This window comes from Dickeya sp. CFBP 2040 (assembly GCF_012273755.1).
GTDB lineage: Bacteria > Pseudomonadota > Gammaproteobacteria > Enterobacterales > Enterobacteriaceae > Dickeya > Dickeya poaceiphila.
The window spans coordinates 1-21,976 of sequence record NZ_JAAVXH010000051.1 but is presented as its reverse complement, the minus strand read 5'-3'; the positions used below and the strand labels follow the sequence as shown (position 1 = coordinate 21,976).

Annotated in this window: 19 protein-coding genes; 9 read left to right on the top strand and 10 right to left on the bottom strand. The window is 55.1% G+C overall.

Translation table 11 applies throughout. The features are described from left to right. Window positions 1–33: 33 nt before the first annotated feature. The 4 genes from galE to modE all read right to left on the bottom strand — a co-directional run bounded on the left by galE (window position 34) and on the right by modE (window position 4,758). Window positions 34–1,050, bottom strand: coding sequence for a UDP-glucose 4-epimerase GalE (gene galE / locus Dpoa2040_RS06890; protein WP_042869573.1), 1,017 nt, complete (start codon window positions 1,048–1,050; stop codon window positions 34–36). Window positions 1,051–1,290: 240 nt separating this feature from the next. After that, window positions 1,291–2,760: a molybdate ABC transporter ATP-binding protein ModF gene (gene modF / locus Dpoa2040_RS06885; protein WP_168640803.1), complete on the bottom strand. Its 1,470-nt coding sequence runs from the start codon at window positions 2,758–2,760 to the stop codon at window positions 1,291–1,293. A 104-nt stretch (window positions 2,761–2,864) separates the two neighbouring features. After that, complete coding sequence (locus Dpoa2040_RS06880) at window positions 2,865–3,737, bottom strand: hypothetical protein (RefSeq protein WP_168640802.1); 873 nt, start codon at window positions 3,735–3,737, stop codon at window positions 2,865–2,867. A gap of 229 nt (window positions 3,738–3,966) precedes the next feature. Beyond that, entirely contained in the window at window positions 3,967–4,758 is a 792-nt protein-coding gene (modE, locus tag Dpoa2040_RS06875) for a molybdenum-dependent transcriptional regulator (protein ID WP_168640801.1), read from the bottom strand. 197 nt (window positions 4,759–4,955) lie between these two features. Between modE and Dpoa2040_RS06870 the strand changes: the two genes are divergently transcribed. From Dpoa2040_RS06870 to modC, 4 genes are all read left to right on the top strand, one after another. Beyond that, complete coding sequence (locus tag Dpoa2040_RS06870) at window positions 4,956–5,105, top strand: AcrZ family multidrug efflux pump-associated protein (RefSeq protein ID WP_013317050.1); 150 nt, start codon at window positions 4,956–4,958, stop codon at window positions 5,103–5,105. A gap of 135 nt (window positions 5,106–5,240) precedes the next feature. Further along, window positions 5,241–6,026 (top strand): molybdate ABC transporter substrate-binding protein, encoded by a 786-nt coding sequence (gene modA, locus Dpoa2040_RS06865; protein ID WP_168640800.1) that lies wholly within the window; start codon window positions 5,241–5,243, stop codon window positions 6,024–6,026. Further along, complete coding sequence (gene modB, locus Dpoa2040_RS06860; protein WP_168640799.1) at window positions 6,013–6,702, top strand: molybdate ABC transporter permease subunit; 690 nt, start codon at window positions 6,013–6,015, stop codon at window positions 6,700–6,702. Before modA ends, modB begins: the two co-directional genes overlap by 14 nt. Continuing rightward, window positions 6,702–7,760 carry a molybdenum ABC transporter ATP-binding protein ModC gene (gene modC / locus Dpoa2040_RS06855; RefSeq protein WP_168640798.1) on the top strand — a complete coding sequence of 353 codons (1,059 nt, stop codon included), beginning with the start codon at window positions 6,702–6,704 and terminating at the stop codon, window positions 7,758–7,760. Before modB ends, modC begins: the two co-directional genes overlap by 1 nt. Before the next feature lie 42 nt (window positions 7,761–7,802). On the opposite strand, the gene Dpoa2040_RS06850 is transcribed toward modC, so the two are convergent. Continuing rightward, window positions 7,803–8,624 (bottom strand): pyridoxal phosphatase, encoded by an 822-nt coding sequence (locus tag Dpoa2040_RS06850; protein WP_168640797.1) that lies wholly within the window; start codon window positions 8,622–8,624, stop codon window positions 7,803–7,805. A 182-nt stretch (window positions 8,625–8,806) separates the two neighbouring features. Here Dpoa2040_RS06850 and pgl point away from each other — a divergent pair, with 182 nt between their 5' ends. Further along, entirely contained in the window at window positions 8,807–9,802 is a 996-nt protein-coding gene (gene pgl / locus Dpoa2040_RS06845) for a 6-phosphogluconolactonase (RefSeq protein WP_168640796.1), read from the top strand. A gap of 61 nt (window positions 9,803–9,863) precedes the next feature. On the opposite strand, the gene Dpoa2040_RS06840 is transcribed toward pgl, so the two are convergent. From Dpoa2040_RS06840 to metG, 4 genes are all read right to left on the bottom strand, one after another. After that, complete coding sequence (locus tag Dpoa2040_RS06840) at window positions 9,864–11,114, bottom strand: LVIVD repeat-containing protein (RefSeq protein ID WP_168640795.1); 1,251 nt, start codon at window positions 11,112–11,114, stop codon at window positions 9,864–9,866. A 24-nt stretch (window positions 11,115–11,138) separates the two neighbouring features. Next, window positions 11,139–12,215 (bottom strand): sugar ABC transporter substrate-binding protein, encoded by a 1,077-nt coding sequence (locus Dpoa2040_RS06835; RefSeq protein ID WP_168640794.1) that lies wholly within the window; start codon window positions 12,213–12,215, stop codon window positions 11,139–11,141. A 238-nt stretch (window positions 12,216–12,453) separates the two neighbouring features. Next, window positions 12,454–12,885: a VirK family protein gene (locus Dpoa2040_RS06830; protein WP_168640793.1), complete on the bottom strand. Its 432-nt coding sequence runs from the start codon at window positions 12,883–12,885 to the stop codon at window positions 12,454–12,456. A 252-nt stretch (window positions 12,886–13,137) separates the two neighbouring features. Further along, the gene (gene metG, locus Dpoa2040_RS06825) at window positions 13,138–15,171 is read right to left on the bottom strand and encodes a methionine--tRNA ligase (protein WP_168640792.1); all 2,034 of its coding nucleotides are present in this window, start codon (window positions 15,169–15,171) and stop codon (window positions 13,138–13,140) included. A 279-nt stretch (window positions 15,172–15,450) separates the two neighbouring features. Here metG and apbC point away from each other — a divergent pair, with 279 nt between their 5' ends. From apbC to asmA, 4 genes are all read left to right on the top strand, one after another. Next, window positions 15,451–16,560: an iron-sulfur cluster carrier protein ApbC gene (gene apbC / locus Dpoa2040_RS06820; RefSeq protein ID WP_042869604.1), complete on the top strand. Its 1,110-nt coding sequence runs from the start codon at window positions 15,451–15,453 to the stop codon at window positions 16,558–16,560. 284 nt (window positions 16,561–16,844) lie between these two features. Next, a complete protein-coding gene (udk, locus tag Dpoa2040_RS06815) occupies window positions 16,845–17,486 on the top strand; it encodes a uridine kinase (protein WP_168640791.1) in 642 nt (213 codons plus the stop codon). Window positions 17,487–17,563: 77 nt separating this feature from the next. After that, on the top strand, window positions 17,564–18,145 hold the full coding sequence (gene dcd / locus Dpoa2040_RS06810) for a dCTP deaminase (protein ID WP_042869608.1): 582 nt from the start codon (window positions 17,564–17,566) through the stop codon (window positions 18,143–18,145). Window positions 18,146–18,177: 32 nt separating this feature from the next. Further along, entirely contained in the window at window positions 18,178–19,992 is a 1,815-nt protein-coding gene (asmA, locus tag Dpoa2040_RS06805; protein WP_168640790.1) for an outer membrane assembly protein AsmA, read from the top strand. 96 nt (window positions 19,993–20,088) lie between these two features. Here asmA and Dpoa2040_RS06800 read toward each other — a convergent pair whose 3' ends face one another. Beyond that, entirely contained in the window at window positions 20,089–21,678 is a 1,590-nt protein-coding gene (locus Dpoa2040_RS06800) for a TerC family protein (RefSeq protein WP_168640789.1), read from the bottom strand. Between the last annotated feature and the right edge of the window lie 298 nt (window positions 21,679–21,976).

The window sequence follows — 21,976 nt, the reverse complement described above, 5'->3', positions numbered from 1 at the left end:
GGTACGTGCTGAAAAAATGAATTTACCCAGCCATCAGTCCGAAAAACCATTCGGATGGAGGGATTGCCAACGCCAGGTATCAGCGGCCATTTCGTCCAGTGTTCGACTGACGCGCCAGTTAAGTTCGCGGGCGGCTTTTTCTGAGTCAGCCCAGTAAGCGGGCAGGTCGCCGTCGCGGCGGGGCGCGAAATGATACGGCAGCGGTTTGCCGCAGGCGCGACTGAAGGCTTCCACCACTTGCAATACGCTGTAACCGACGCCAGCGCCAAGGTTATAAGTGTGTACGCCGGGTTTGCCGTGCAGAGTGTTCATGGCGGCGACATGACCGTCGGCCAGGTCCACCACATGGATATAATCCCGCACGCCGGTGCCGTCGATGGTCTGGTAATCGTTGCCGAAAATCGCCAACGACTCGCGGCGGCCTACCGCCACCTGGGCAATGTACGGCATCAGGTTGTTGGGCACGCCCTGCGGGTCTTCGCCCATTTCTCCTGTCGGATGGGCACCCACCGGGTTGAAGTAACGCAACACTACCACGCTCCAGTCTGGTTCCGCGCGGTGCAGGTCTTGCAGGATTTGTTCTACCATCAGCTTGCTGCGGCCATAAGGGCTGGCGGGGGTACCGGTGGGGAAACTTTCCTGATACGGAACGTGCGGCTGGTCGCCATATACGGTGGCCGATGAACTGAAAATCAGCGTTTTGACGCCTGCCTGCTTCATGGCGTCCACCAGCGTCAGCGTGCCGTAGACATTGTTGTCGTAATAACTGATGGGTTCGCGCACGGATTCGCCCACCGCCTTAAGACCTGCGAAGTGGATCACTGCGCCAATATCGTGCTCGGCAAAAATAGTCTGCAACAGACCACGGTCACGGATATCGCCCTGATAAAACACCGGCGTCTGTCCGCTGACATGGGCAATAGCTGTTGCCACACTGGCTTTGCTGTTGCACAGGTTGTCGAGGATAACCGGCTGATGACCGGCGGCGATCAATTGCACACAGGTATGGCTTCCTATGTAACCGCTACCACCTGTAACCAATACTTTCATAATGACCTCTGTTGCAGAAAACTGAGTGAAAAAATAGCATGGATGTAACCGGAAAAAGGTGATCAGCGCCGTAAATAGTGATAGTCGAGGCGAGTGGTTCAGTCTTCGCCTTTTCCCTGGCTTAACGAGTAACCAGCATAGCGCGATGTGAGGACGGTGAAAACAGGTTGTGCTCTGTGGTAACGTTATCACTAACTGGGTTGACGGTTTCGCCTGAAGCGAAACCGTGCTGTGAAGTATTCAGCGTGTTTGTATCAGATAGTGATAGCTGTCGCCGTCTGGTACGAAAGTCAGGCGGTGGGTGATGCAGTCCGGCGCATCTTGCGCATGGTGGGAAACGAACAGTAGTTGGGTTTGTCCCTGACTGATCAGAATATCTAACCAGCGGCGGATAAGCTGACGGTTAAGTGGGTCTAAGCCTTGTAGCGGTTCATCGAGGATCAATAAGGCCGGATGTTTCACCAGTGCGCGCACAATCAGCGCCAGCCGTTGCTGCCCCCAGGACAGTGACTGGAACGGGGCATCGGCCACACTGTCCGGCAGACCGAGCAGCGATAACCACTGTGCCGCCAGAAAACGCTGGCGGTCCGATACTGCCTGATAAATGCCGATGGAATCGAAAAAACCGGACAGGATGACGTTGCGCAGACTGGAACTGACGCGGTACTCCAGATGCAGGCTGCTGCTGACATAGCCGATATGGCGTTTGATGTCCCAGATGGTTTCACCGCTGCCGCGCCGACGACCAAATAGCGTCAGGTCGTTGCTGTAACCTTGTGGATGATCACCGGTGATAAGACTAAGCAGGGTGGACTTGCCCGCGCCGTTCGGCCCGATAATTTGCCAGTGTTGTCCCGGCAATACTTCCCAGCTCAAATCGTCCAGAATACGGCGGTCATTATAGCTCACTACACCGTGCAGCAGACGAATACGGGGTTGATCCGGCGGTAGAGTTGGCCGCTGGCTTGGGTCTTCCGCTTCCGGCAACGTGATACCGGCCAGAGTTTCGCTGTGCGCCAGTTGTGAAACCAGCGCATCGGACAGAACCGTCTCGCGCTTACCCTGTCGCGTCAGGGTGCAATCCGCCAGCACGCCGACCTGGTCGATAAATGCCGGAATGTCCTCAAAGCGGTTGAGAATCAGCACCAGCGTCTGCCCTTGTGCTCCCAGCGACGCCAGCAGGTCGGTTAACTGTGCGCGTGAAGCGACATCCAGACCATCGAACGGTTCATCGAGAATCAGCAAGTCCGGCTGTGCCATCAGTGCCTGACACAGCATGGTTTTGCGGGTTTCACCGGTTGAGAGGTATTTGAAGCGCCGGTCCAGCAGGTGAGCGATGCCGAATTGTGTGGCTAACTGATGGCAACGGTCGGCATCGTGCACGCTGTCCTGAATCACCTCAGCAGTAGTGCGCCCGGTATCGTCCTCGTCGACGCCCAGCATATCGGTGTTGTTACGCTGCCACTCCTGTGACACTAACTGTTGCAGTTGTTCGAAAGAGAGGCGCGCCACACGCTGGAAGTCGCACTGGCGTTGACCGGACAACAGCAGTAATTCGCCGCTGAGCGCACGTGCCAGCGCCGATTTTCCGCTGCCGTTAGCGCCGACAAACGCCCAGCACTGTTGCTGATGCAACCTGAGTTCATCCAGATGCATCATCCGGGTATCGCTTAACCGGAACTGTGCCTGATGGATATGCAGCAATGACATGATGATTCCCTTTGCGAAATAGCAGACCTCTTACGGGTAAAGGGAAGCTGGCGGCTTGTCAAGTTGCTAACGTATTTCTCCGGCGCTGATGTGGAGATAAACAGCTACAGTTGGGTTAACGTGCGATTTTTCTCGGAGGTCAACAAATCGAGTAGCGTCATGCTGAAGCTTTTTATCAACTTGTCATTGACCCACTGAAATCCATTTTTTGCTCCCGTTGGCGTAATAGAGATGATGCCATCAACCGAACGAAAATCAGGCTCTTCGACAGGAGGAAGGGTGCTGTCAGTGGCGGTTTTAACAACAAAGTTATTATTTCCCTGCGCCTGATAAGCGGAAAATGAGGAGCTTAATGGCTCACCGGCATGGGTTGCACCCTGGCCGAATGTGTTGACCACTTCTGCCAAAAAAGCAAAATTGGTTCGATGATTGAACGAAAAGCCCGGATCGAGCTGGTAGTGCAAGAATCCGGTATCTAACGTAGTGGTAGTAATACCTTCACTATTCAGAATCTGCGTGGCGGTAGCGGCATCGGTATCGGTGAAATGAAAGGTCTGTGCACGCCCATTCATGTCGTACATTTTGCCGTTATTTACGCTGACGCTCACACTGCCAAACATGCGGTAGTCTCCCAGGTCTCTCGCCAAATCATCAACATATTGCAAATCCACGCCGGATTGTTGAGCGTTGGCATACAGTGCTGACAGCATGTCCCGGTCTTGATAGGTGAGAAAGTTAACCGATGACATTTTCATCGTGGTTTCAGTCAACTGAGTCTGGACGGTGGGAGTGGCGCTCGAATCACCAAACAGACGAGACATCATCAGCCCCTTGCCGCTGAAGGTTGCCTGCTGAGTATTCGACAGCGGCCCTTGTTGATGATCCGTTTGTGAAAGCGCGCTTTGAGCGACTTTTTGCGTGTTGTCAGATGTATTTTTAACCTGAAAATAGGTGGTGGTATCAGAGCGAATTTCCATGCTGTAACCCTTTGTTAGTCATACTCTGCGATTTGTCACATCATCAAAAATGTGGGAGGCGTTGCTAATAGCTATAGTCCCAGCGAATGCTTTCCTTACGTGAAGGCTATTTGTGACAAAGAATCCTGTTCGGTAGATCCAATAAACGGCAGGGTCAATAAAATATTTAGCAATGTTAATGTATTGGTTGTGTTTACGTCCCCACACCACGACTGAACTTATCTGGCAATTAACACAGAGTGGCAATAATCACCTGGTCGGCATTAAAACTGGCGTAGACGGCCATCTCCGGCTGCAATCCCTGTAGCGCCACGGCATCATTGGGCAGGGTGGCGCACACGACCTCGCCGCCTTCCAGCGTTACCAGCACTTCGCTCTGTGTCGGGCCGGGTTGCAGGTGGTTGATGCGGCCCGGTAATACATTATCGTGAGCGGGCGCTGGAACGGTTTGCGGCGTCACCGCGACCCAGGGGGCTTTTATCAGCACCAGCACTTCTTTGCCGCTGGTGAGCTGTAATCGATCGGCGCTCTGCTGGGTCAGTGCGGCCTGAATGCGGGTATGGCCACCCGCCAGCAGGACAGACAGGTGCTGCTGCACCCGTTGCTGGTCGCGCTCCAGTACGGTGCCGAAAAACTGATTGCGGGCGCTGGTTTGCAGCGAAAAACGGGCGATGGCTGCCAGCAGGCTGTCCAGCGGCAGGTCATCGTCTTGCAGAACATCGAAAGCTTTTTGCTGGATTTGCCCCAGCAGCTCATACAATTGCAATAACCGTTCGCCGTAACGCGTCAGCACCGCACCGCCGCCGCCTTTTCCGCCGGTAGTGCGCTCAACGATGGTTTGTTCGGACAACTGATTCATTTCATTAATCGCGTCCCAGGCACTTTTGTAGCTGATATCGGCCAGACGCGCTCCCTGACTGATGGAACCGGTTTGTTTCACCTGTTTGAGCAGCGTGATGCGACGTGGGTCGGCAAAGAGCCGTTGCTGAAGTTTTAGGGTAAGAAGAATTTCTGCTTGCATGAGCACATCCGTATCTGGGCCGCTAATCGTTTGTATTGTCATCGTTTTGCGTCAAACAGGCAAACCGCACGAATGGCCGCTCTAATTCCGGCGATTCAGGTAAACTCGTTAACAGCAATGGGGTGAGGATAGTCTACCCATAAATCCATGAAATGCTGGCGGCGTAACGGCCAGCCACGGTGAAAAATGAGGTCGATATGTTGGAGTTGCTGAAAAGCCTGCTGTTTGCGGTGTGCATGGTGCCGGTCATGATGGCGCTGATTTTGGGGGCTATTTATGGGTTGGGTGAAGTATTCAACCTGTTTTCCGCCATCGGTCATCGTGAGTCGTCAGTAGCGCGCAAATAACCCCTTCTCTGATTTCCTTTTCTGATCAATCCGGCATTTGCCGGATTTTTTTGCTTAAGAACAATGACAAAGCCGTCGAGATTCGGTATTCATCGTTATATCATTAACTACATAACGAAAATGTCAGGAGAGAAAATGAAACCACAATGGACTTATTGGCTGAGCGCCGCCGCGTTAGCGCTGGGTATGAACACGAATACAGCACTGGCGCAGGATAAGGTAACGGTGTTTGCCGCCGCTTCGCTGACCAACGCATTACAGGATATCGCCGCGCAGTATCAGAAGGAAAAACAGGTTTCCATCGTGGCATCCTACGCATCGTCGTCAACGCTGGCGCGTCAGATTGAGCAAGGAGCGCCTGCCGATCTGTTCATCTCAGCCGACCAGCAGTGGATGGATTACGCTCAGGACAAGCAACTGACCGAGAACGACACCCGGTTTACCTTGTTGGGAAATCAACTGGTGGTGATCGCGCCTAAGTCCGCTGAAACCAAAGGGTTCAAAATCGACGATAAAACCGACTGGAAAGCACTGCTGAAAGGCGGACGACTGTCGGTGGGCGACCCGGATCATGTACCCGCCGGTATTTACGCCAAAGAAGCGTTGCAGAAACTGAATGCATGGGATTCATTGTCGCCGTTGATGGCCCGCGCCAATGACGTACGCGCCGCCATGGTGCTGGTAGAACGTGAAGAAGCGCCGCTGGGGATTGTTTACGGTTCGGACGCCGTCGCCAGCACCAAAGTAAAAGTGGTCGGCATTTTCCCGGATAATACCCACAAACCGGTGGAGTATCCGATGGCTATCGTCAAAGGGCACAATACCCCGGCAGTCAATGCCTTCTTTGATTACCTGAAAACACCGAAGGCAGCCGTGGTGTTTAAACAATACGGATTTACGCCGGTTAATGCTGCTCAGTGATTACGAATGGCAGGCGGTTTCGCTGAGCCTGAAGGTATCGGTGGTGGCGGTCAGTTGCAGTTTACCGCTGGGTATTCTGGCGGCCTGGGTGCTGGCGCGTTGCCGCTTTGTCGGTAAATCGCTGCTGGATAGCGTGATTCACCTGCCGTTGGTGCTGCCGCCGGTGGTGATCGGCTATTTGTTGCTGATAGTCATGGGGCGCAAAGGTGTGGTGGGGGGTTGGCTTTACCACTGGTTCGGTTTCAGTTTCAGTTTTAGCTGGCACGGTGCGGCGCTGGCGTCGGCGGTGGTAGCGTTCCCGCTGATGGTGCGTGCTATCCGGTTGGCGCTGGAGGCGGTGGATACCCGGCTGGAGCTGGCGGCGCGTACGCTTGGCGCTGGTCGCTGGCGGGTGTTTTTCACCATCACGCTGCCGTTGACACTGCCGGGTATTATTGCCGGCACTGTACTGGCGTTTGCCCGCTCACTGGGCGAGTTTGGCGCTACCATCACCTTTGTGTCCAACATTCCGGGGGAAACCCGCACCATCCCGAATGCCATGTATACGCTGATTGAAACGCCGGGCGCGGAAATGCAGGCTGCCCGATTGTGCATCATCGCCATTGTGCTGTCGTTGGTGTCGCTGCTGTTGTCGGAATGGCTCACGCGCTGGAGCCGTAAACGGTTGGGGGGATAATGCTGCAACTGGATTTTACCCAGCAACTGGGTGACCTGATGCTCAGTGTCGCCACCCAGCTTCCCGCCAGCGGGATTACCGCCGTATTCGGCGTATCCGGTGCGGGAAAAACATCGCTGATCAATGCCATTGTTGGCCTGACCCGACCGGATAGCGGGCGGATTCAGCTCAATGATCGGGTGCTGTCTGATCGGACGCAAGGGGTGTTTCTGCCGCCGGAAAAACGGCGTATCGGTTACGTTTTTCAGGATGCGAGGCTTTTCCCGCATTACCGGGTATTGGGGAACTTGCGTTATGGCATGGCAGCGCCGATGCAAGCGCAGTTCGATGACATTGTGGAACTGCTTGGCATCGGACATTTGCTCAAACGCTATCCGTTAACCTTGTCCGGCGGCGAGAAACAACGGGTGGCGATTGGCCGTGCATTGCTGACTGCGCCGGAATTGCTGCTGATGGACGAGCCGCTGGCGTCGCTGGATGCACCGCGCAAGCGTGAACTGCTGCCTTATCTGGAGCGGTTGGCGCGTGAGGTCAACACACCCATTCTGTATGTCAGCCACAGTCTGGAAGAAGTGGTGCGGCTGGCGGATAGGGTGCTGGTATTGGATAAAGGGCAGGTGAAGGCGCAAGGCTCGCTGGAAGAGGTGTGGGCCAGCAACGCCCTGCGTGCCTGGTTGCCGCGAGAAGAGCAGAGCAGCATTCTGAAAGTGACGGTGATGGAGCACCATCCGCATTACGCGATGACGGCGCTGTCGCTGGGCGAACAACCGCTGTGGGTGGGGCGTGTTGACGCGCCGCTTGGTTCAGCATTGCGTATCCGCATCAATGCGGCGGATGTGTCGTTGGTGATGCAGCGGCCAGCAGTGAGCAGCATCCGTAATGTGCTGTCGGCCAGTGTGGTGGAATGCCTTGAGGTCGGTGAGCAGGTTGAGGTCAAGCTGGATATCGGCGGACAAATCCTGTGGGCGCGTATTACGCTCTGGGCGCGGGACGAACTGGCGCTGGCTGCCGGGCAGCGTCTGTATGCTCAGGTCAAGAGCGTGTCGATAACGGCATAACGCCTCAACTACGCCCTCGTCCTGGCGGGGTGCGTGACAAGCTCAGACCAGCACCCGATGGCGAATTACCTCAGCGATACCGGGTTGTTCATGGTGATCGATCACCAGATCGGCATGGGCTTTGACGCCGTCGGCGCTATTGCCCATTGCCACACCCAATCCGGCAGCAGACAACATGCTGATGTCATTAAAGTTATCGCCGAATGCCACTACGTCGTTCATGCTAAGTCCCTGAGATTCCACCCAGCGTCGCAGCAACCGGCCTTTACTGTTGCCGGTCTGGGCGATATCCACCTGATCCATCCATGACCATTCGCAGGCCAGTCCCAGCTCTTGTTCAACCTGTTGCGCGAAATCGTTCAGTAGCGCGGTATCGGTGTGGTGGGTGGCGAATTTCCAGATAGAACGGCAGTGGTTGGTGGCGGTCAGCAGGTCATCTACCTTGCGGAACACCGGACGCTGTGATTCGGGCAAATTTTCCGCCCAGGTCTGGGTACGGGTAATATGACCAGTAAGGTGCTGGTAGAGCATGGCGTCGTCTGCATACATCAGGCCGTGAATGGCAAACTGCTGTAACCGCTGTAAGACGTTTTTAGCCTGTGCTGGCGTGAGCGGATTCGCTTCGCTGGCTTGTCCGGTCTGGTAATCGTAGAGGTAGGTGCCATTACAGCAAATTGCCGGGGTATCCAGCTCCAGTGCCTGATAAAACGGGTGGATAGCCGAATGGTGGCGACCGGTCACGATGATGACCTTGATGCCCACCTGCCGGGCCTGTGCCAGCGCCTGTAGGGATTCCGGTAAAATCGTTTTCTTTTGCGTTAACAGCGTGCCATCCAGATCGAGGGCAATGATGCGATAAGTCATGGTATTCTCAACGGGTTATCGGGTTCACTTCATTGGGATGGTACACTGGAAGTCATCTGAAGCAACAGGCCCTTTTTCCGTGCTGACTCTCTCGCTGGGAAGCCGGCACCGATAAATGAAAGCCTAGCCTGAGCGTAACGAGGCGCGCCTGTCGCCTCACTGGTGCCAACAAGGAGAATCGAATGCAGCAAGTGGTTTATATCGCCAGTCCGGAAAGTCAGCAGATCCATGTCTGGCAACTCGCTTCCAGCGGGGCGCTGAGCTTGTTACAGGTGGTTGATGTCCCCGGTCAGGTGCAACCAATGGTTATCGCGCCGGATAAGCGCCATCTGTATGTCGGCGTGCGCCCTGAGTTTCGTGTCATTAGCTATCGCATTGACGAACTAGGGAAACTGAGCGAAGCCGGTGTGGCGCCGTTGCCGGGCAGCCCGACGCACCTGTCTACTGATCAGACCGGGCGTTTCCTGTTCAGTGCCTCTTACAGCAATGCTTGCGTCAGCGTCAGCCCGATTGGCGACGATGGCGTAGTACAGGCGCCTGCCCAACAGCTAGACGGGCTGGAAGGCTGCCACTCGACCAATATCGATCCGGCTAACCGCGTGCTGTGGGCGCCTTGCCTGAAGGAAGATCGCATTCGCTTGTATGATGTCGGCAGCAATGGCCGCCTGAGCGAACATCAGCCTGCTGAACAGCGTGCTGCCGCGGGTGCCGGGCCGCGCCATATGGCGTACCATCCGAATAACCGTTTCGCCTATTGCGTCAACGAACTGAATAGCTCAGTGGATGTGTTCGAACTGGATGCGCAGGGTGAAGGGCAGCGAATTCAGACGCTAAGCGCGATGCCGACCGATTTTACCGGCACCTGCTGGGCGGCGGATATCCATATCACGCCGGATGGTCGCCACCTGTACACCACTGATCGCACCGCCAGCCTGCTCTCCATTTTCCAGGTATCGGCGCAGGATGGTTCGCTGACCCTGACGGGACATCAGCCAACGGAAACGCAACCGCGTGGTTTTAACATCGACCACAGCGGCCAGTTCCTGATCGCCGCCGGTCAGAAATCTCACCACATTGAGGTGTACCGCATTCAGCCGGATAATGGCAGCCTGACGCCGCAGGCTCGCTACCCGGTCGGGCAGGGACCGATGTGGGTGTCGGTACTGGCGCTGGACTAATCACCGATGCGCGATGCCTGAATCACGCGCTGCCGGAGGGCAGCGCGAAGGCTTCCAGCGGTTAGCCGCGATATTCGATGATCGACAATCCGGCGTTATAGTCGGTGCTATAGATAATTCCTTGCGCATCGACAAACACATCGCAGGATTGGATCACCTGAGGGCGACCGGGGCGTTTGTCGATCATGCGTTCAGGTGCGGCAGGAACCAGCGCGCCGGTTTCTTTTGGCCGATACGGATTGCTGATGTCATAAGCGCGCACCCCGGCATTCTGGTAGGTGGCGAAAATCAGTGTCGAGCTGATGAAGCTGCCCGGTCGGTTTTCATGCAAATTGTGCGGACCGAAGTGCGCCCCTTTCTTCACATAATCGGTTTCGTTGGGCTGTGGGAGGGTGGCGATGCTCACCGGGTTGGACGGCTCGCGGATATCGAACACCCAAATCAGCTTTTCCCCGTCTTCCTGATTATCCAGCACGGCTTCATCCAGCACGATCAGCAGGTCGCGGTCCGGCAATGGTAACGCGGTGTGGGTGCCGCCGCCAAAAGGCGGACTCCAGTTGCGATGGCTGATGAGCGTGGGCTGGGTTCGGTCGCTTACATCCAGTAGTGTCAGGCCGCCGTCGCGCCAACTGCCGTAGGCGGTGTCGCCGCTGACAATGGCGTGGTGCAGCGCGTAGCGCTTACCTTCCGGCCAGTTCGGGGTTTCGCCGCCGGCGGTGTGCATACCCGGTAGCCAATAACGGCCAGCGACGTGCGGTTTACGCGGGTCGGCGAGGTCTATGGTCAGAAAAATGTAGTCGCTGTAGCCATCGAGCAGCGCAGAAACATACGCCCAGCGGCCACCGACGTACCAGATGCGGTGGATACCGATGCCATCGAGCGGCAGGAAACTGATTTCACGCGGCTGATCCGGGGTAGAGATATCGAATATCCGTAGTCCGGCACTCCAGTATTTATCCTGCTGGCCGCTGCTCACCGTCTCTGCCACCGAGCGGGTGTAGTAGACTTTTTCTTCGGCGAAGCGGGCGTCGGCGAACAGATCACGTGCATTGACCACCAGCAGCAGGTCATCGTGGGTTTGCAGATGAATATTCCAGGTACCCGGTGGTGCGGCGATAAAGCCGGCTGGTTTGGGGTTTTTCGGGTCACGTACATCGACGATGGAAACGCCCTGCGACACCATGTGTCCGATATAGGCGTAACCACGATGAACCATGACCTGCACGCCATCAGGGCGCCCGCCCTGATCACTGTGTCCAATCAGCCGCATGTTGCGGCTGTATTCCGGCATGGGCAGGGGCGCTGATGCCATATGAACCTCCGTTATGACAGACCTTTATTTACTTTTGGCTTCCAGTGTAGCAAACCACGGTGCAATAAAGTCATTGGTCTGGCCCCAGCCTGGGATGATTTTTGCCAGCCCCGTCACGTTGACTGGGCCGGGTTGGCTCAGCAGCAGTGCCTGCGGGATGCTGGCGGCGCGGAATTCGTAGGTTGGCGGTGTCGGCTCGCCGGCTATCTTATTGGCAACCAGACGCAGGTTGACCTTGCCGATCAGTTTCGGATCTACCGCTACGCTCACTTTCCATGGACTATTGGCCTCACGCATCAGTTGCAGATCCTGATTGGAAATGTCGATGCTGTAGAGTTTGATTTCAGTACGACCGTTTTCTTTCAGCGCCTTGTATGCACCCTGGCTGAAGGCATCCCAGGAGCCCCAGATAGCGTCAATTTTGCCTTTCGGGTATTTTGCCAGAATCGCGCCCACTTTGTTGGCCGTGTCGCCCTGTACGTCAGAGGAGACCGCACCGATGGATTCCAGCTCTTTAATGCCCGGATTGTCTTTCAGGATCTGCTGGTAGGCCGTCTGACGACGTTCCATCGGCGGGAAACCGGCCACCCACAGTTTGACAATGTTGGCTTTGCCGTTGAAATCCTTCACCAACTGGCCCAGAGATTCGTTCGCCAGCGACGCATCGTCCTGCTGGGTAACGGTCACACCGGGAATGGTGCGATCCACCGCAGTGTCAAACACGGCTACTTTGATGCCGCTGTCAACAATGCGTTGGATCAGTTCAGTGGAATAGGGCGCACGGCCCTGAGACAGAATGATGCCGTCATATTTCTGGCTGATAGCCTGATTGACGAAGTCCTGAAATTTGGCGTCGTCGCCGTTGCTCAGGAAGGTACTGATCTTGAACCCCAGCTTTTTGCCTTCTTCCAGCACACCGGAAACGAATTGGGTGGTGTTGTCATCTGAACCGAGGTTGCGGATCACGGCGATGCGCACCGGTCCCTGATGGTTGGCGATAGCGGCAGGAACCGGCACGGCAGTGGCGGGTGTCTGCGCAGCCAGCGTGGAGAATGAGGCAGTCAGGCTCAGGGCCAGCAGCGCAACAGGGAATTTTTTCATGTTCAATCCTCGGTGTTGTGAATCAGGTTTGCCAGTTTATGGATATCTTTATGTCTGGATGTCTATTTTAGTGATAAGGAATCATAGCGGGTAACTCTGCGGTGTGCAAAGGGGGCGGATTATGTCGTTTGGGTTTAAGTTATAACTTTTCGTTCAATGCAATGAGGGGCGGACTGGCGGCGAGACAAGGGAGAAATAAACGCGCCCAGACCAGCCGGTCGGGCACGTCTGGTAAGGCTTACTGTTCGAAGAAGCGGATATCCTGACCCAGCTTGCACAGGTAGCTTAGGGTATTACCGCGCTGTTGCAGACTGGGCAGATTAAACATAAAGGTCGTGAAGCGCACCGTGTTATCTGGCTGTACCTGATAGCGCATGAATTGCTGAATCGGCGTGCCATCGTTGGCAACGGTGAAGTGCTCATCGCTAAACGACAACGTACCGTTATCAATCAGACGATAGGCGTTGATGTGCAGGCCGCCACGAGTTTTGCTGGCTGGTGTGCCATTCTGTGGTGTACAAGCGGACAGATCGATAGTGACGTTAACACTGTTCCCCTTATTCAGGGTAGTAATCACGTCGTCGGCACTGTTTAGCGCTCTGGACGCCATAGCTGGCGCGGTGGTAGCAAGCAGCGCTGCGCTCAACAGCAAAGGGGTCATACGAAGCATTCGATGTTCCTCCATGATCGATGATGTGGCTGGCGTCGTGACCATCACGCATGGCGAGAAGGTGCAGGCCGACTACGCACCACGTAGCTGAGTACGCGGCGTGATAATCACGACTTATCACTGTGTATCATGGTCGAGATAAACGCGCTATTGCTGTTTGTCCGAATAACGACACGTCAGAGGTGTAGACGGGAGGGGAATACCGAAGTGGGTATGACACCAGGCCGGTGAACCAGCCTGGTGTTAATGGGCTTACTTGATTTGCATCCCCGGCTGAGCGCCGCTGTCAGGGCTTAACAGGAAGATGTCTTTTCCGCCGGGGCCAGCGGCCATTACCATGCCTTCGGAGACGCCAAAGCGCATTTTACGCGGCGCCAGATTGGCAACCAGCACCGTCAGGCGGCCTTCCAGCGCAGAAGGGTCCGGATAGGCGGCACGAATGCCGGAGAATACCTGGCGAGTTTGACCGCCCAGGTCCAGCGTCAGACGCAACAGTTTGTCCGAGCCGTCCACCAGTTCGGCTTTTTGGATCAGCGCGACGCGCATGTCCACTTTGTCGAAATCGGCGAAGTCGATGGTGTCCTGAATCGGGTTGTCGGCCAGTGGGCCAGATGCCGGTTTGGCCACGGCTGCGGCGGCATCCTCTTTAGAAGCGTCGATCATGCCTTGTACCTGTGCGATGTCGATGCGGTTGAACAGCGCCTTAAACGCACCGACTCGATGGTTTACCAGCGGCTGTGCCAGCGAATCCCATCGCAGCTCGGTTTGCAGGAAGGCTTCGGTACGTTCCGCCAGCGACGGCAGTACCGGCTTCAGGTAGGTCATCAGCACGCGGAACAGGTTGATGCCCATTGAGCAAATTGCCTGCAGGTCGGCGTCGCGGCCTTCCTGTTTGGCGACCACCCACGGCGCTTGTTCGTCCACATAGCGGTTAGCAAGATCCGCCAGCGCCATAATTTCGCGAATAGCCTTGCCGGACTCACGGTTGTGGAAGGCATCGGCGATGGTCTGTGCGGCGTCGATAAAGGTGTGATACAGCGCCGGGTTGGCCAGTTGAGCGGCCAGCTGGCCGTCAAAGCGTTTGTTGATGAAACCGGCGTTGCGCGAAGCCAGGTTGACCACCTTGTTAACGATGTCGGCGTTTACACGCTGCACAAAGTCTTCCAGATTAAGGTCGATGTCATCAATGCGTGACGAAAGCTTGGCGGCGTAGTAGTAACGCAGGCAGTCGGCATCCAGATGTTTCAGGTAGGTGTCGGCTTTGATAAAGGTGCCGCGCGATTTAGACATCTTGGCGCCGTTCACCGTCACATAGCCGTGCACGAACAGGTTGGTCGGTTTGCGAAAACCGCTGCCTTCCAGCATCGCCGGCCAGAACAGACTATGGAAGTAGACGATATCCTTGCCGATAAAGTGATACAGCTCGGTGCTGGCGTCTTTACGCCAGAATTCGTCGAAGCTGAGGTCGCCGCGCTTATCGCAGAGGTTTTTAAATGAACCCATGTAGCCGATTGGCGCATCCAGCCAGACGTAGAAATACTTGCCCGGCGCGTCCGGCACTTCGAAACCGAAATAAGGCGCATCGCGGGTAATATCCCACTGTTGCAGTCCGGCGTCGAACCACTCCTGCATCTTGTTGGCGACCTGTTCCTGCAACGCGCCGGAACGGGTCCAGCTTTGCAGCATGTCGCTGAATGCCGGAAGATCGAAGAAGAAGTGTTCTGATTCACGCATCACCGGTGTCGCACCGGACACGGCGGATTTCGGGTCGATAAGCTCTGTGGGGCTGTACGTCGCACCGCACACTTCGCAGTTATCGCCATACTGATCCGGCGCCTTACACTTCGGGCAGGTGCCTTTCACAAAGCGATCCGGCAGGAACATGCTTTTTTCCGGGTCGAATAGCTGGGAAATCGTGCGGTTCTTGATAAAACCGTTTTCCTTCAGCCGACGGTAAATCAACCCCGACAACTCGCGATTCTCCTCACTGTGCGTGGAGTGATAATTGTCGTAGCTGATGTTAAATCCGGCGAAATCCTGCTGGTGTTCCTGACTCACCGTCGCAATCATCTGCTCTGGCGCCACGCCCATTTGCTGTGCTTTGAGCATGATCGGCGTGCCGTGGGCATCGTCTGCACAAATAAAATGCACCTGATTGCCGCGCATTCGCTGGTAACGGACCCAAATATCCGCCTGAATGTGTTCGAGCATGTGGCCCAGGTGGATCGGACCGTTAGCATAAGGCAGCGCGCACGTTACCAAAATTTTGTTTGCGACTTGAGTCATAGTGGGGAACTTGCTTGTTGGTTGGTGAATAAATAAAGAAGGAATCCAGATGTTACCCCATCGTGCCTTAATGCGTAAACCTTGGGGCGATACGGGTTGCAACAAAACCGCTTCTGCCGGTAACAATGACGAAATCACAAGACTGGCTTCACGTTGGCTGGAAGGTTGATTCAACCCTTTTTTCTACATCGTGAATGTGCGCGATACACCCACGTGCGGGCGTTCTGCTATGCTAAGGCCGCTGTGATAACGACTTTAATTCAAACTCAAGGAGCCGGGATGAACGATAAACTCCCTGCGCAAAACCCAGAGATGTTGCGCGCCATGGTGAATGGCGTACTTTCCTCTTTTTCACACCCGACACTGAAAAATAACCTGACCACGCTTAATGCGTTGCATCACTGTGCGCTGCTGGACGATGTACTGCATATTGAGTTGACCATGCCGTTCGTCTGGCTGAATGGCCTGGCGGATTTGAAAGACAGCGTCAGTGAGGAATTGTTGCGCCTGTGCGGCGCTCGTGAAGTGGAATGGCGGTTGACCCACAACATCGCCACGCTGCGCCGGGTGAATAATCAGGCAGGCGTCAAAGGCGTGAAGAACATTATCGCCGTCAGTTCCGGCAAGGGGGGCGTCGGAAAGTCCAGTACGGCGGTGAACATGGCGTTGGCGCTGGCGGCTGAAGGGGCCAACGTTGGCATTCTGGACGCGGATATCTATGGACCGTCGATTCCTACCATGCTGGGGGCGGCCAGTGAGCGGCCAACCTCGCCGGACGGGCAACACATGGCGCCGATCATGGCGCATGGTCTTGCTACCAACTCTATCGGTTATCTGGTGACCGACGATAACGCCATGGTATGGCGTGGACCAATGGCCAGCAAAGCGCTGCTGCAGTTGCTGCAGGATACGCTATGGCCGGATTTGGATTATCTGGTGCTGGACATGCCGCCGGGCACCGGCGATATCCAACTCACGCTGGCGCAAAACGTGCCGGTCACCGGTGCGGTGGTGGTGACGACCCCACAGGATATCGCGCTGATGGATGCGATGAAGGGCATCGTGATGTTCGAGAAAGTCAACGTGCCGGTGTTGGGCATTGTCGAGAACATGAGCGTGCACATTTGCAGCAATTGCGGCCATCTTGAGCCGATTTTCGGCACCGGAGGGGCGCAAAAGCTGGCGGAAAAATACCACTGTGCCTTGCTGGGACAGTTGCCGTTGCATATTTCTCTGCGTGAAGACCTGGACCGCGGCGAGCCGACGGTAGTCAGCCAGCCGGACAGCGAATTTACTCAGTTGTACCGCGAACTGGCGGGGAAGGTGGCGGCACAGTTGTACTGGCAGGGTGAGGTGATCCCAACAGAAATCGCGTTCCGCGCGGTTTGACCGCCTTAAACGGATACCGTGAAGTTAGGGGCGGTATCCGTTGTTTTCGACATCTGGCATATATAACGGCAGATGCTGTGTGCACCACGAGTATCCGCCTGCGTAATACTGGCGCGAATGGCGCGAACTCCCTATAATTGCCGCGTCAGACACCCCGACCATGTTCTGCAATCAACCCGTATGCTGCTGATGGCTGTTCTTCGGCGCACGATCCCGTATGAATCGCGCCTGAATCGTTCGGTGTGTGTCCCCCTCCTTCTTTATTTAATCAGGTCCTTATTGCCATGACTGATAAGTCTCGCCAGTGTGTCATCATCGGGATTGCCGGCGCGTCCGCATCCGGAAAAAGTCTTATTGCCAGTACCCTGTACCGCGAACTGCGTGATCAGGTGGGCGATGAACATATTGGCGTTATTCCGGAAGACAGCTATTACAAGGATCAATCTCACCTGACCATGGAAGAACGGGTCAAAACCAACTACGACCACCCCAGTTCGATGGATCACAGCTTGCTGTTGCAACATCTGCAGATGCTTAAGGCCGGTCAGTCGATCGCATTACCGCAGTACAGCTATGTGGAGCATACGCGTTTGCAGGAAACGTTACAGATGGCTCCGAAAAAGGTGATTATTCTTGAAGGCATTCTGTTGCTGACCGATGCGCGACTGCGGGAGGAGATGAATTTCTCCATTTTTGTCGATACCCCGCTGGATATTTGCCTGATGCGTCGTATGTGCCGTGATGTCAAGGAGCGTGGTCGCTCGATGGATTCGGTGATGGAACAATATAAGAAAACGGTGCGCCCGATGTTCCTGCAATTTATCGAGCCGTCCAAACAATATGCGGACATTATTGTCCCGCGCGGCGGTAAGAACCGCATCGCCATTGATATTCTGAAGGCGAAAATCAGCCAGTTCTTTGAGTAAGCGGGTGGAAACGGCATGGCATTTCCGGCGCTGCTGTGGCAGTTTGAAAACCTGCAAGCGTCTTACTGGAGAAGATAATGAGACTGTGTGACCGTGATATTGAAGCCTGGCTGGATGATGGACGTCTGGTGATTACGCCACGTCCTCCGATTGAGCGGATTAACGGCGCAACGCTGGATGTGCGGCTGGGCAATCAGTTCCGGGTGTTTAGCGGTCATACCGCACCGTTCATTGATCTGAGCGGGCCGAAAGATGAGGTGAGCGCTGCGCTGGATCGCGTAATGAGTGATGAGATCAATTTGGCGGAAGGCGAGGCGTTTTTCCTCCATCCGGGCGAACTGGCGCTGGCGGTAACGCTGGAGTCGGTCACGTTGCCGGATAATCTGGTGGGCTGGTTGGATGGCCGCTCCTCGCTGGCTCGTCTGGGACTGATGGTGCATGTGACCGCCCACCGTATCGATCCAGGATGGCAAGGACGTATCGTGCTGGAGTTCTATAACTCAGGTAAGCTGCCGCTGGCGCTGCGCCCCGGCATGATTATCGGCGCATTGAGCTTCGAACCGCTCTCTGGTCCCGCCGCACGGCCATATAACCGCCGTGAAGACGCGAAATACAAGGACCAGCAGGGCGCGGTAGCAAGCCGGATTGATAAAGACTAGCTGGGTCAGGTACGACCGCGAACGAGGATGGCATGAGAAGAGTGTTTACCGCGCTGGTGATTCTGCTGGTGGTGCTGGCAGCAGGCATGACGGCGCTGGTGGTGTTGATCAATCCGAACGATTTTCGGGCCTATATGGTGCATCAGGTTGAGGCGCGCTCTGGTTACCGGTTGAATCTGGATGGGGACCTGCGCTGGCATGTGTGGCCGCAACTGAGCATTCTGTCCGGTACTCTGTCAGTAAGCGCGCCAGGCGCGGCAACGCCGGTCATCAGCGCTGAGAATATGCGGCTGGATGTGAAGCTCTGGCCGTTGCTGTCTCACCAACTGGAAGTCAAACAGGTGATGCTGAAAGGCGCGGTGATTCGTCTGACGCCAGACAGTGAGGCGCGGGTAGCCGGTCCGGTGCCGATTGCCCCGGCTGGCTCGCCGTCACCGGAGCCGGAGACGCCGTGGCGTTTTGACATCAACCGGGTAGAGGTGGCCGATAGCGTGCTGGTGTTCCAGCGTAGAGACGCTCCTGCCCTGAATGTTCGTGACATCAACCTGACGCTGGAGAGCGATAACACCCGGCAGGTGCGGGTATCGCTCTCCAGCCGTTTTAACCGAGACCAGCGTGACTTGTCATTTTCACTCGACGCCGTGCTGGGTATGCAAAACTATCCGCAACAGATCGGCGCTGATATCAGCAGTATCAGTTATCAGTTGCAAGGCGCTGGTTTGCCAGCAGAGGGTATCAGCGGTAAAGGGGCGATTCGCGGCAGTTACCAGCGCCAGCCAGAGAAACTGACCGTCAACCAGTTTACGCTCAGTGCCAATAATAGTCAGTTGAACGGATCATTATCCGCTACTTTTGGGACGACGCCGGAATATACGCTGGCGTTGCAGTCGGAAAAACTGGATCTGGATGCGCTGCTGGGACTGGAACCCCCTTCGCAACGTGGCGAAAGCGGCGACAAAACGGTGATTGCTAAACCGGTATTCTCGCACGATCAGCTATCAGAGCCTTATCAGGGGTTACGCAATTCTATTGACCGGGTAACGGTGAGCGTCAATACGTTGGTCTATCATGGAATAACGGTTAACCAGTTTGCCCTTAAAGGCAGTAATCAGCGTGGCACCGTCAAGGTGACTGATTTCAGCGGTCAGGTAGGCGAGGGGCATTTCTCGATACCGGGAACCATGAATGTGAATGTATCTCCCGCTATTACTATTCAACCCACATTGACGTCGGTGACGTTGGCGACACTGTTGCCGCTGTTTGGCCTGCCTGATGGTCTGGACGGTAAACTGAGTCTGCAAGGGCGGTTTAGCGGTGATGATCTGTCACAGCAAGCGTTGATCACGCAATGGCGAGGCTCTGCTTCGGTGCAGATTGACCAGTTGCGGCTCTCCGGGCTTAACATCCAGCAGTTGATTCAGCAGGCGGTGGCGCGCAACAACAGTAGTATCCAGGTTCCGGACGACTATTCTCGCTATACCGACATTCGGCAAATGCGCGGCGAAGCGATGCTTGATGCAGGCAAACTGGATTTGCAGTCACTATCCGGTCAGTCAGAAGCACTGACGGTGAATGGTGACGGTCAGTTTGATTTGCCTGCACAGCGTTGCGACATCAATATGGATGTACGTGTCACGCAAGGATGGAAAGGCGATGGGCAATGGGTGCAACTGTTGCAGGATACCGCTATTCCGTTCCGTTTGTACGGCGAGTTCGGTCATCTGAACTACCAGTTGCAGGTCGATCAGTTACTGCGTAAGCGGTTGCAGGATGAGATGAAAAAACGCCTGAATGACTGGGCTGATAAGAATCAGCCGACGTCTAAAACACCGGCGACAGGCATGTGACGTGCATGAAGCGTTTGCGGTGAAGACCTTGCTAAAGGCGGCTCAGGCCGCCTTTGTTGTGCATACATGCTGGTTGACGTTGATACGCCTTGTTGATTACACCTCATAATCCGGCTGTGGGTCGGATTCGGGGATAATCAATACTTTCATGATACGGTGGCTTTCCACCGTCAGTACCCGGAACAGTGTATTGTCGATGAGCACTTCGTCGCCTTCCTGAGGAATTTTCTGAGCATACTCCATCAGCAAACCAGCCAGCGTGTGGTAATCGCGCTTTTCATTCAGTTGCAGCGGGATATACATCAGCAGATCCTCGACCGGCAAATAGCCGTTAGCGGTTAAGGTGCCGTCGTCGTTTTCCTGAATATCATGGCGGGCGTCCAGCTCTTCCCCCTCCAGCGGCAGATTACCGGCAATGGTTTCCATGACGTCGCTCAGGGTGACAACGCCTTCAATTGATCCAAACTCGTCAGCTACAAAGGCGAAATGCGTGTGTGCCTCACGGAATTGCTCCAGCGCTGAAAGCAGTGACAATTGTTCTGGGAAGACCAGCGGTTGGCGAATCAGCGCACGCAGGTTCAACGGCTGCCCGTGTAATTGCTGGCGAAGCAGGTCGATCACATGCACCACGCCCAACGGTTCGCTGGAAGCATGGCTGTCAAACATCACCAGTCGGGTGTGCTGATTTTTTTCCATCAGTTTATAGAAGTTCGCCGGATCGATGTTGACATCCACATGTTCAATATCATGGCGGATGGTCATGATGCTGCTGACTGAACGCTGCGACATGCCGAGCACGCGCTCGATCATGCGTTGTTCCTGCTGGTTGAACACCGGTTGGCCGGGGCTGCCGGTGTTGTCCGCTATACGGTCGGCAGTCTGCTTGTCCAGTTCTGCTTCTTCATGCTCGCCGCGCAGTAATCTCAATACGGCTTCAGCTGTACGCTGACGTAATGGGGTTGATGATGAAAGAAAGCGCCGACGGTTGAATTGCGCAAGCTGGTTGAGCATTTCGATCATCACGGAGAAACCAATGGCAGCGTAAAGGTAACCTTTTGGAATCGGGTAGCCAAACGCATCCGCTACCAGACTAAAGCCAATCATCAGCAGGAAACTCAGGCACAGGATCACAATGGTGGGATGCGCATTGATGAAACGTGTCAGGGGTTTACTGGCTAACAGCATCAGGCCGATGGCGATGGTGACTGCTGCCATCATCACTGGCAGGTGTTCGGTCATCCCGACGGCGGTAATCACCGAATCCAGTGAGAAAATGGCGTCCAGTACGACTATTTGGGCGACTACTGGCCAGAAACGTGCGCCCTTGCGCTGGGTTTGCTGTGCCTGATCTTTGCCTTCCAGCCGTTCATTCAGTTCCATGGTGGCTTTAAATAGCAGGAACACGCCTCCCACCAGCATAATCAGGTCGCGCGCGCTGAACGGGTGCCCATAAACGGTAAACAGCGGGTGGATCAACGAAACCAGCCAGGAGATGGATGACAGCAGTACGAACCGCATCAACAGAGCCAGCAACAACCCGACAAATCGCGCCCGATCACGGGATTTTTCCGGCAACTTCTCCGCCAGAATGGCGATGAACACCAGATTATCGATACCTAATACCAGTTCCAGAACCACCAATGTGGCCAGGCCGGCCCAGATTGTTGGATCAACGATCCATTCCATAGACTGAGTTCACCTTATTTCTTTTCAGGTCGACAGGTGCATAGCGTATCAGGCGTTGCACCGCTCAACCATAACGCGACTGATTACGATTGACGGAAATCAAATTACAGAGTGTCACTCATCCGACTTTTTCATGTGAGTAAGATCACAATATTTTCAGCAAGATGGAATGGATTACAGCGCAATTTGTGGAATCAAAAAGTCATCAAATAGGTCAAAAAATAATCCATTTCATTAATTAAGTGCATTATATATCAAATATGGGGATGGACCGGAAAAAGGGGGCAGTAACGACCAT

Bases quoted from the DNA above. Each gene is read 5' to 3' on its own strand.
- Dpoa2040_RS06835 (WP_168640794.1), bottom strand. From the start codon at position 12,215: ATGAAAAAATTCCCTGTTGCGCTGCTGGCCCTGAGCCTGACTGCCTCA.
- Dpoa2040_RS06840 (WP_168640795.1), bottom strand. From the start codon at position 11,114: ATGGCATCAGCGCCCCTGCCCATGCCGGAATACAGCCGCAACATGCGG.
- Dpoa2040_RS06850 (WP_168640797.1), bottom strand. From the start codon at position 8,624: ATGACTTATCGCATCATTGCCCTCGATCTGGATGGCACGCTGTTAACG.
- modC (WP_168640798.1), top strand. From the start codon at position 6,702: ATGCTGCAACTGGATTTTACCCAGCAACTGGGTGACCTGATGCTCAGT.
- asmA (WP_168640790.1), top strand. From the start codon at position 18,178: ATGAGAAGAGTGTTTACCGCGCTGGTGATTCTGCTGGTGGTGCTGGCA.
- metG (WP_168640792.1), bottom strand. From the start codon at position 15,171: ATGACTCAAGTCGCAAACAAAATTTTGGTAACGTGCGCGCTGCCTTAT.
- dcd (WP_042869608.1), top strand. From the start codon at position 17,564: ATGAGACTGTGTGACCGTGATATTGAAGCCTGGCTGGATGATGGACGT.
- modE (WP_168640801.1), bottom strand. From the start codon at position 4,758: ATGCAAGCAGAAATTCTTCTTACCCTAAAACTTCAGCAACGGCTCTTT.
- apbC (WP_042869604.1), top strand. From the start codon at position 15,451: ATGAACGATAAACTCCCTGCGCAAAACCCAGAGATGTTGCGCGCCATG.
- Dpoa2040_RS06800 (WP_168640789.1), bottom strand. From the start codon at position 21,678: ATGGAATGGATCGTTGATCCAACAATCTGGGCCGGCCTGGCCACATTG.
- Dpoa2040_RS06830 (WP_168640793.1), bottom strand. From the start codon at position 12,885: ATGCTTCGTATGACCCCTTTGCTGTTGAGCGCAGCGCTGCTTGCTACC.
- modF (WP_168640803.1), bottom strand. From the start codon at position 2,760: ATGTCATTGCTGCATATCCATCAGGCACAGTTCCGGTTAAGCGATACC.
- udk (WP_168640791.1), top strand. From the start codon at position 16,845: ATGACTGATAAGTCTCGCCAGTGTGTCATCATCGGGATTGCCGGCGCG.
- pgl (WP_168640796.1), top strand. From the start codon at position 8,807: ATGCAGCAAGTGGTTTATATCGCCAGTCCGGAAAGTCAGCAGATCCAT.
- modB (WP_168640799.1), top strand. From the start codon at position 6,013: ATGCTGCTCAGTGATTACGAATGGCAGGCGGTTTCGCTGAGCCTGAAG.
- galE (WP_042869573.1), bottom strand. From the start codon at position 1,050: ATGAAAGTATTGGTTACAGGTGGTAGCGGTTACATAGGAAGCCATACC.
- modA (WP_168640800.1), top strand. From the start codon at position 5,241: ATGAAACCACAATGGACTTATTGGCTGAGCGCCGCCGCGTTAGCGCTG.
- Dpoa2040_RS06880 (WP_168640802.1), bottom strand. From the start codon at position 3,737: ATGGAAATTCGCTCTGATACCACCACCTATTTTCAGGTTAAAAATACA.
- Dpoa2040_RS06870 (WP_013317050.1), top strand. From the start codon at position 4,956: ATGTTGGAGTTGCTGAAAAGCCTGCTGTTTGCGGTGTGCATGGTGCCG.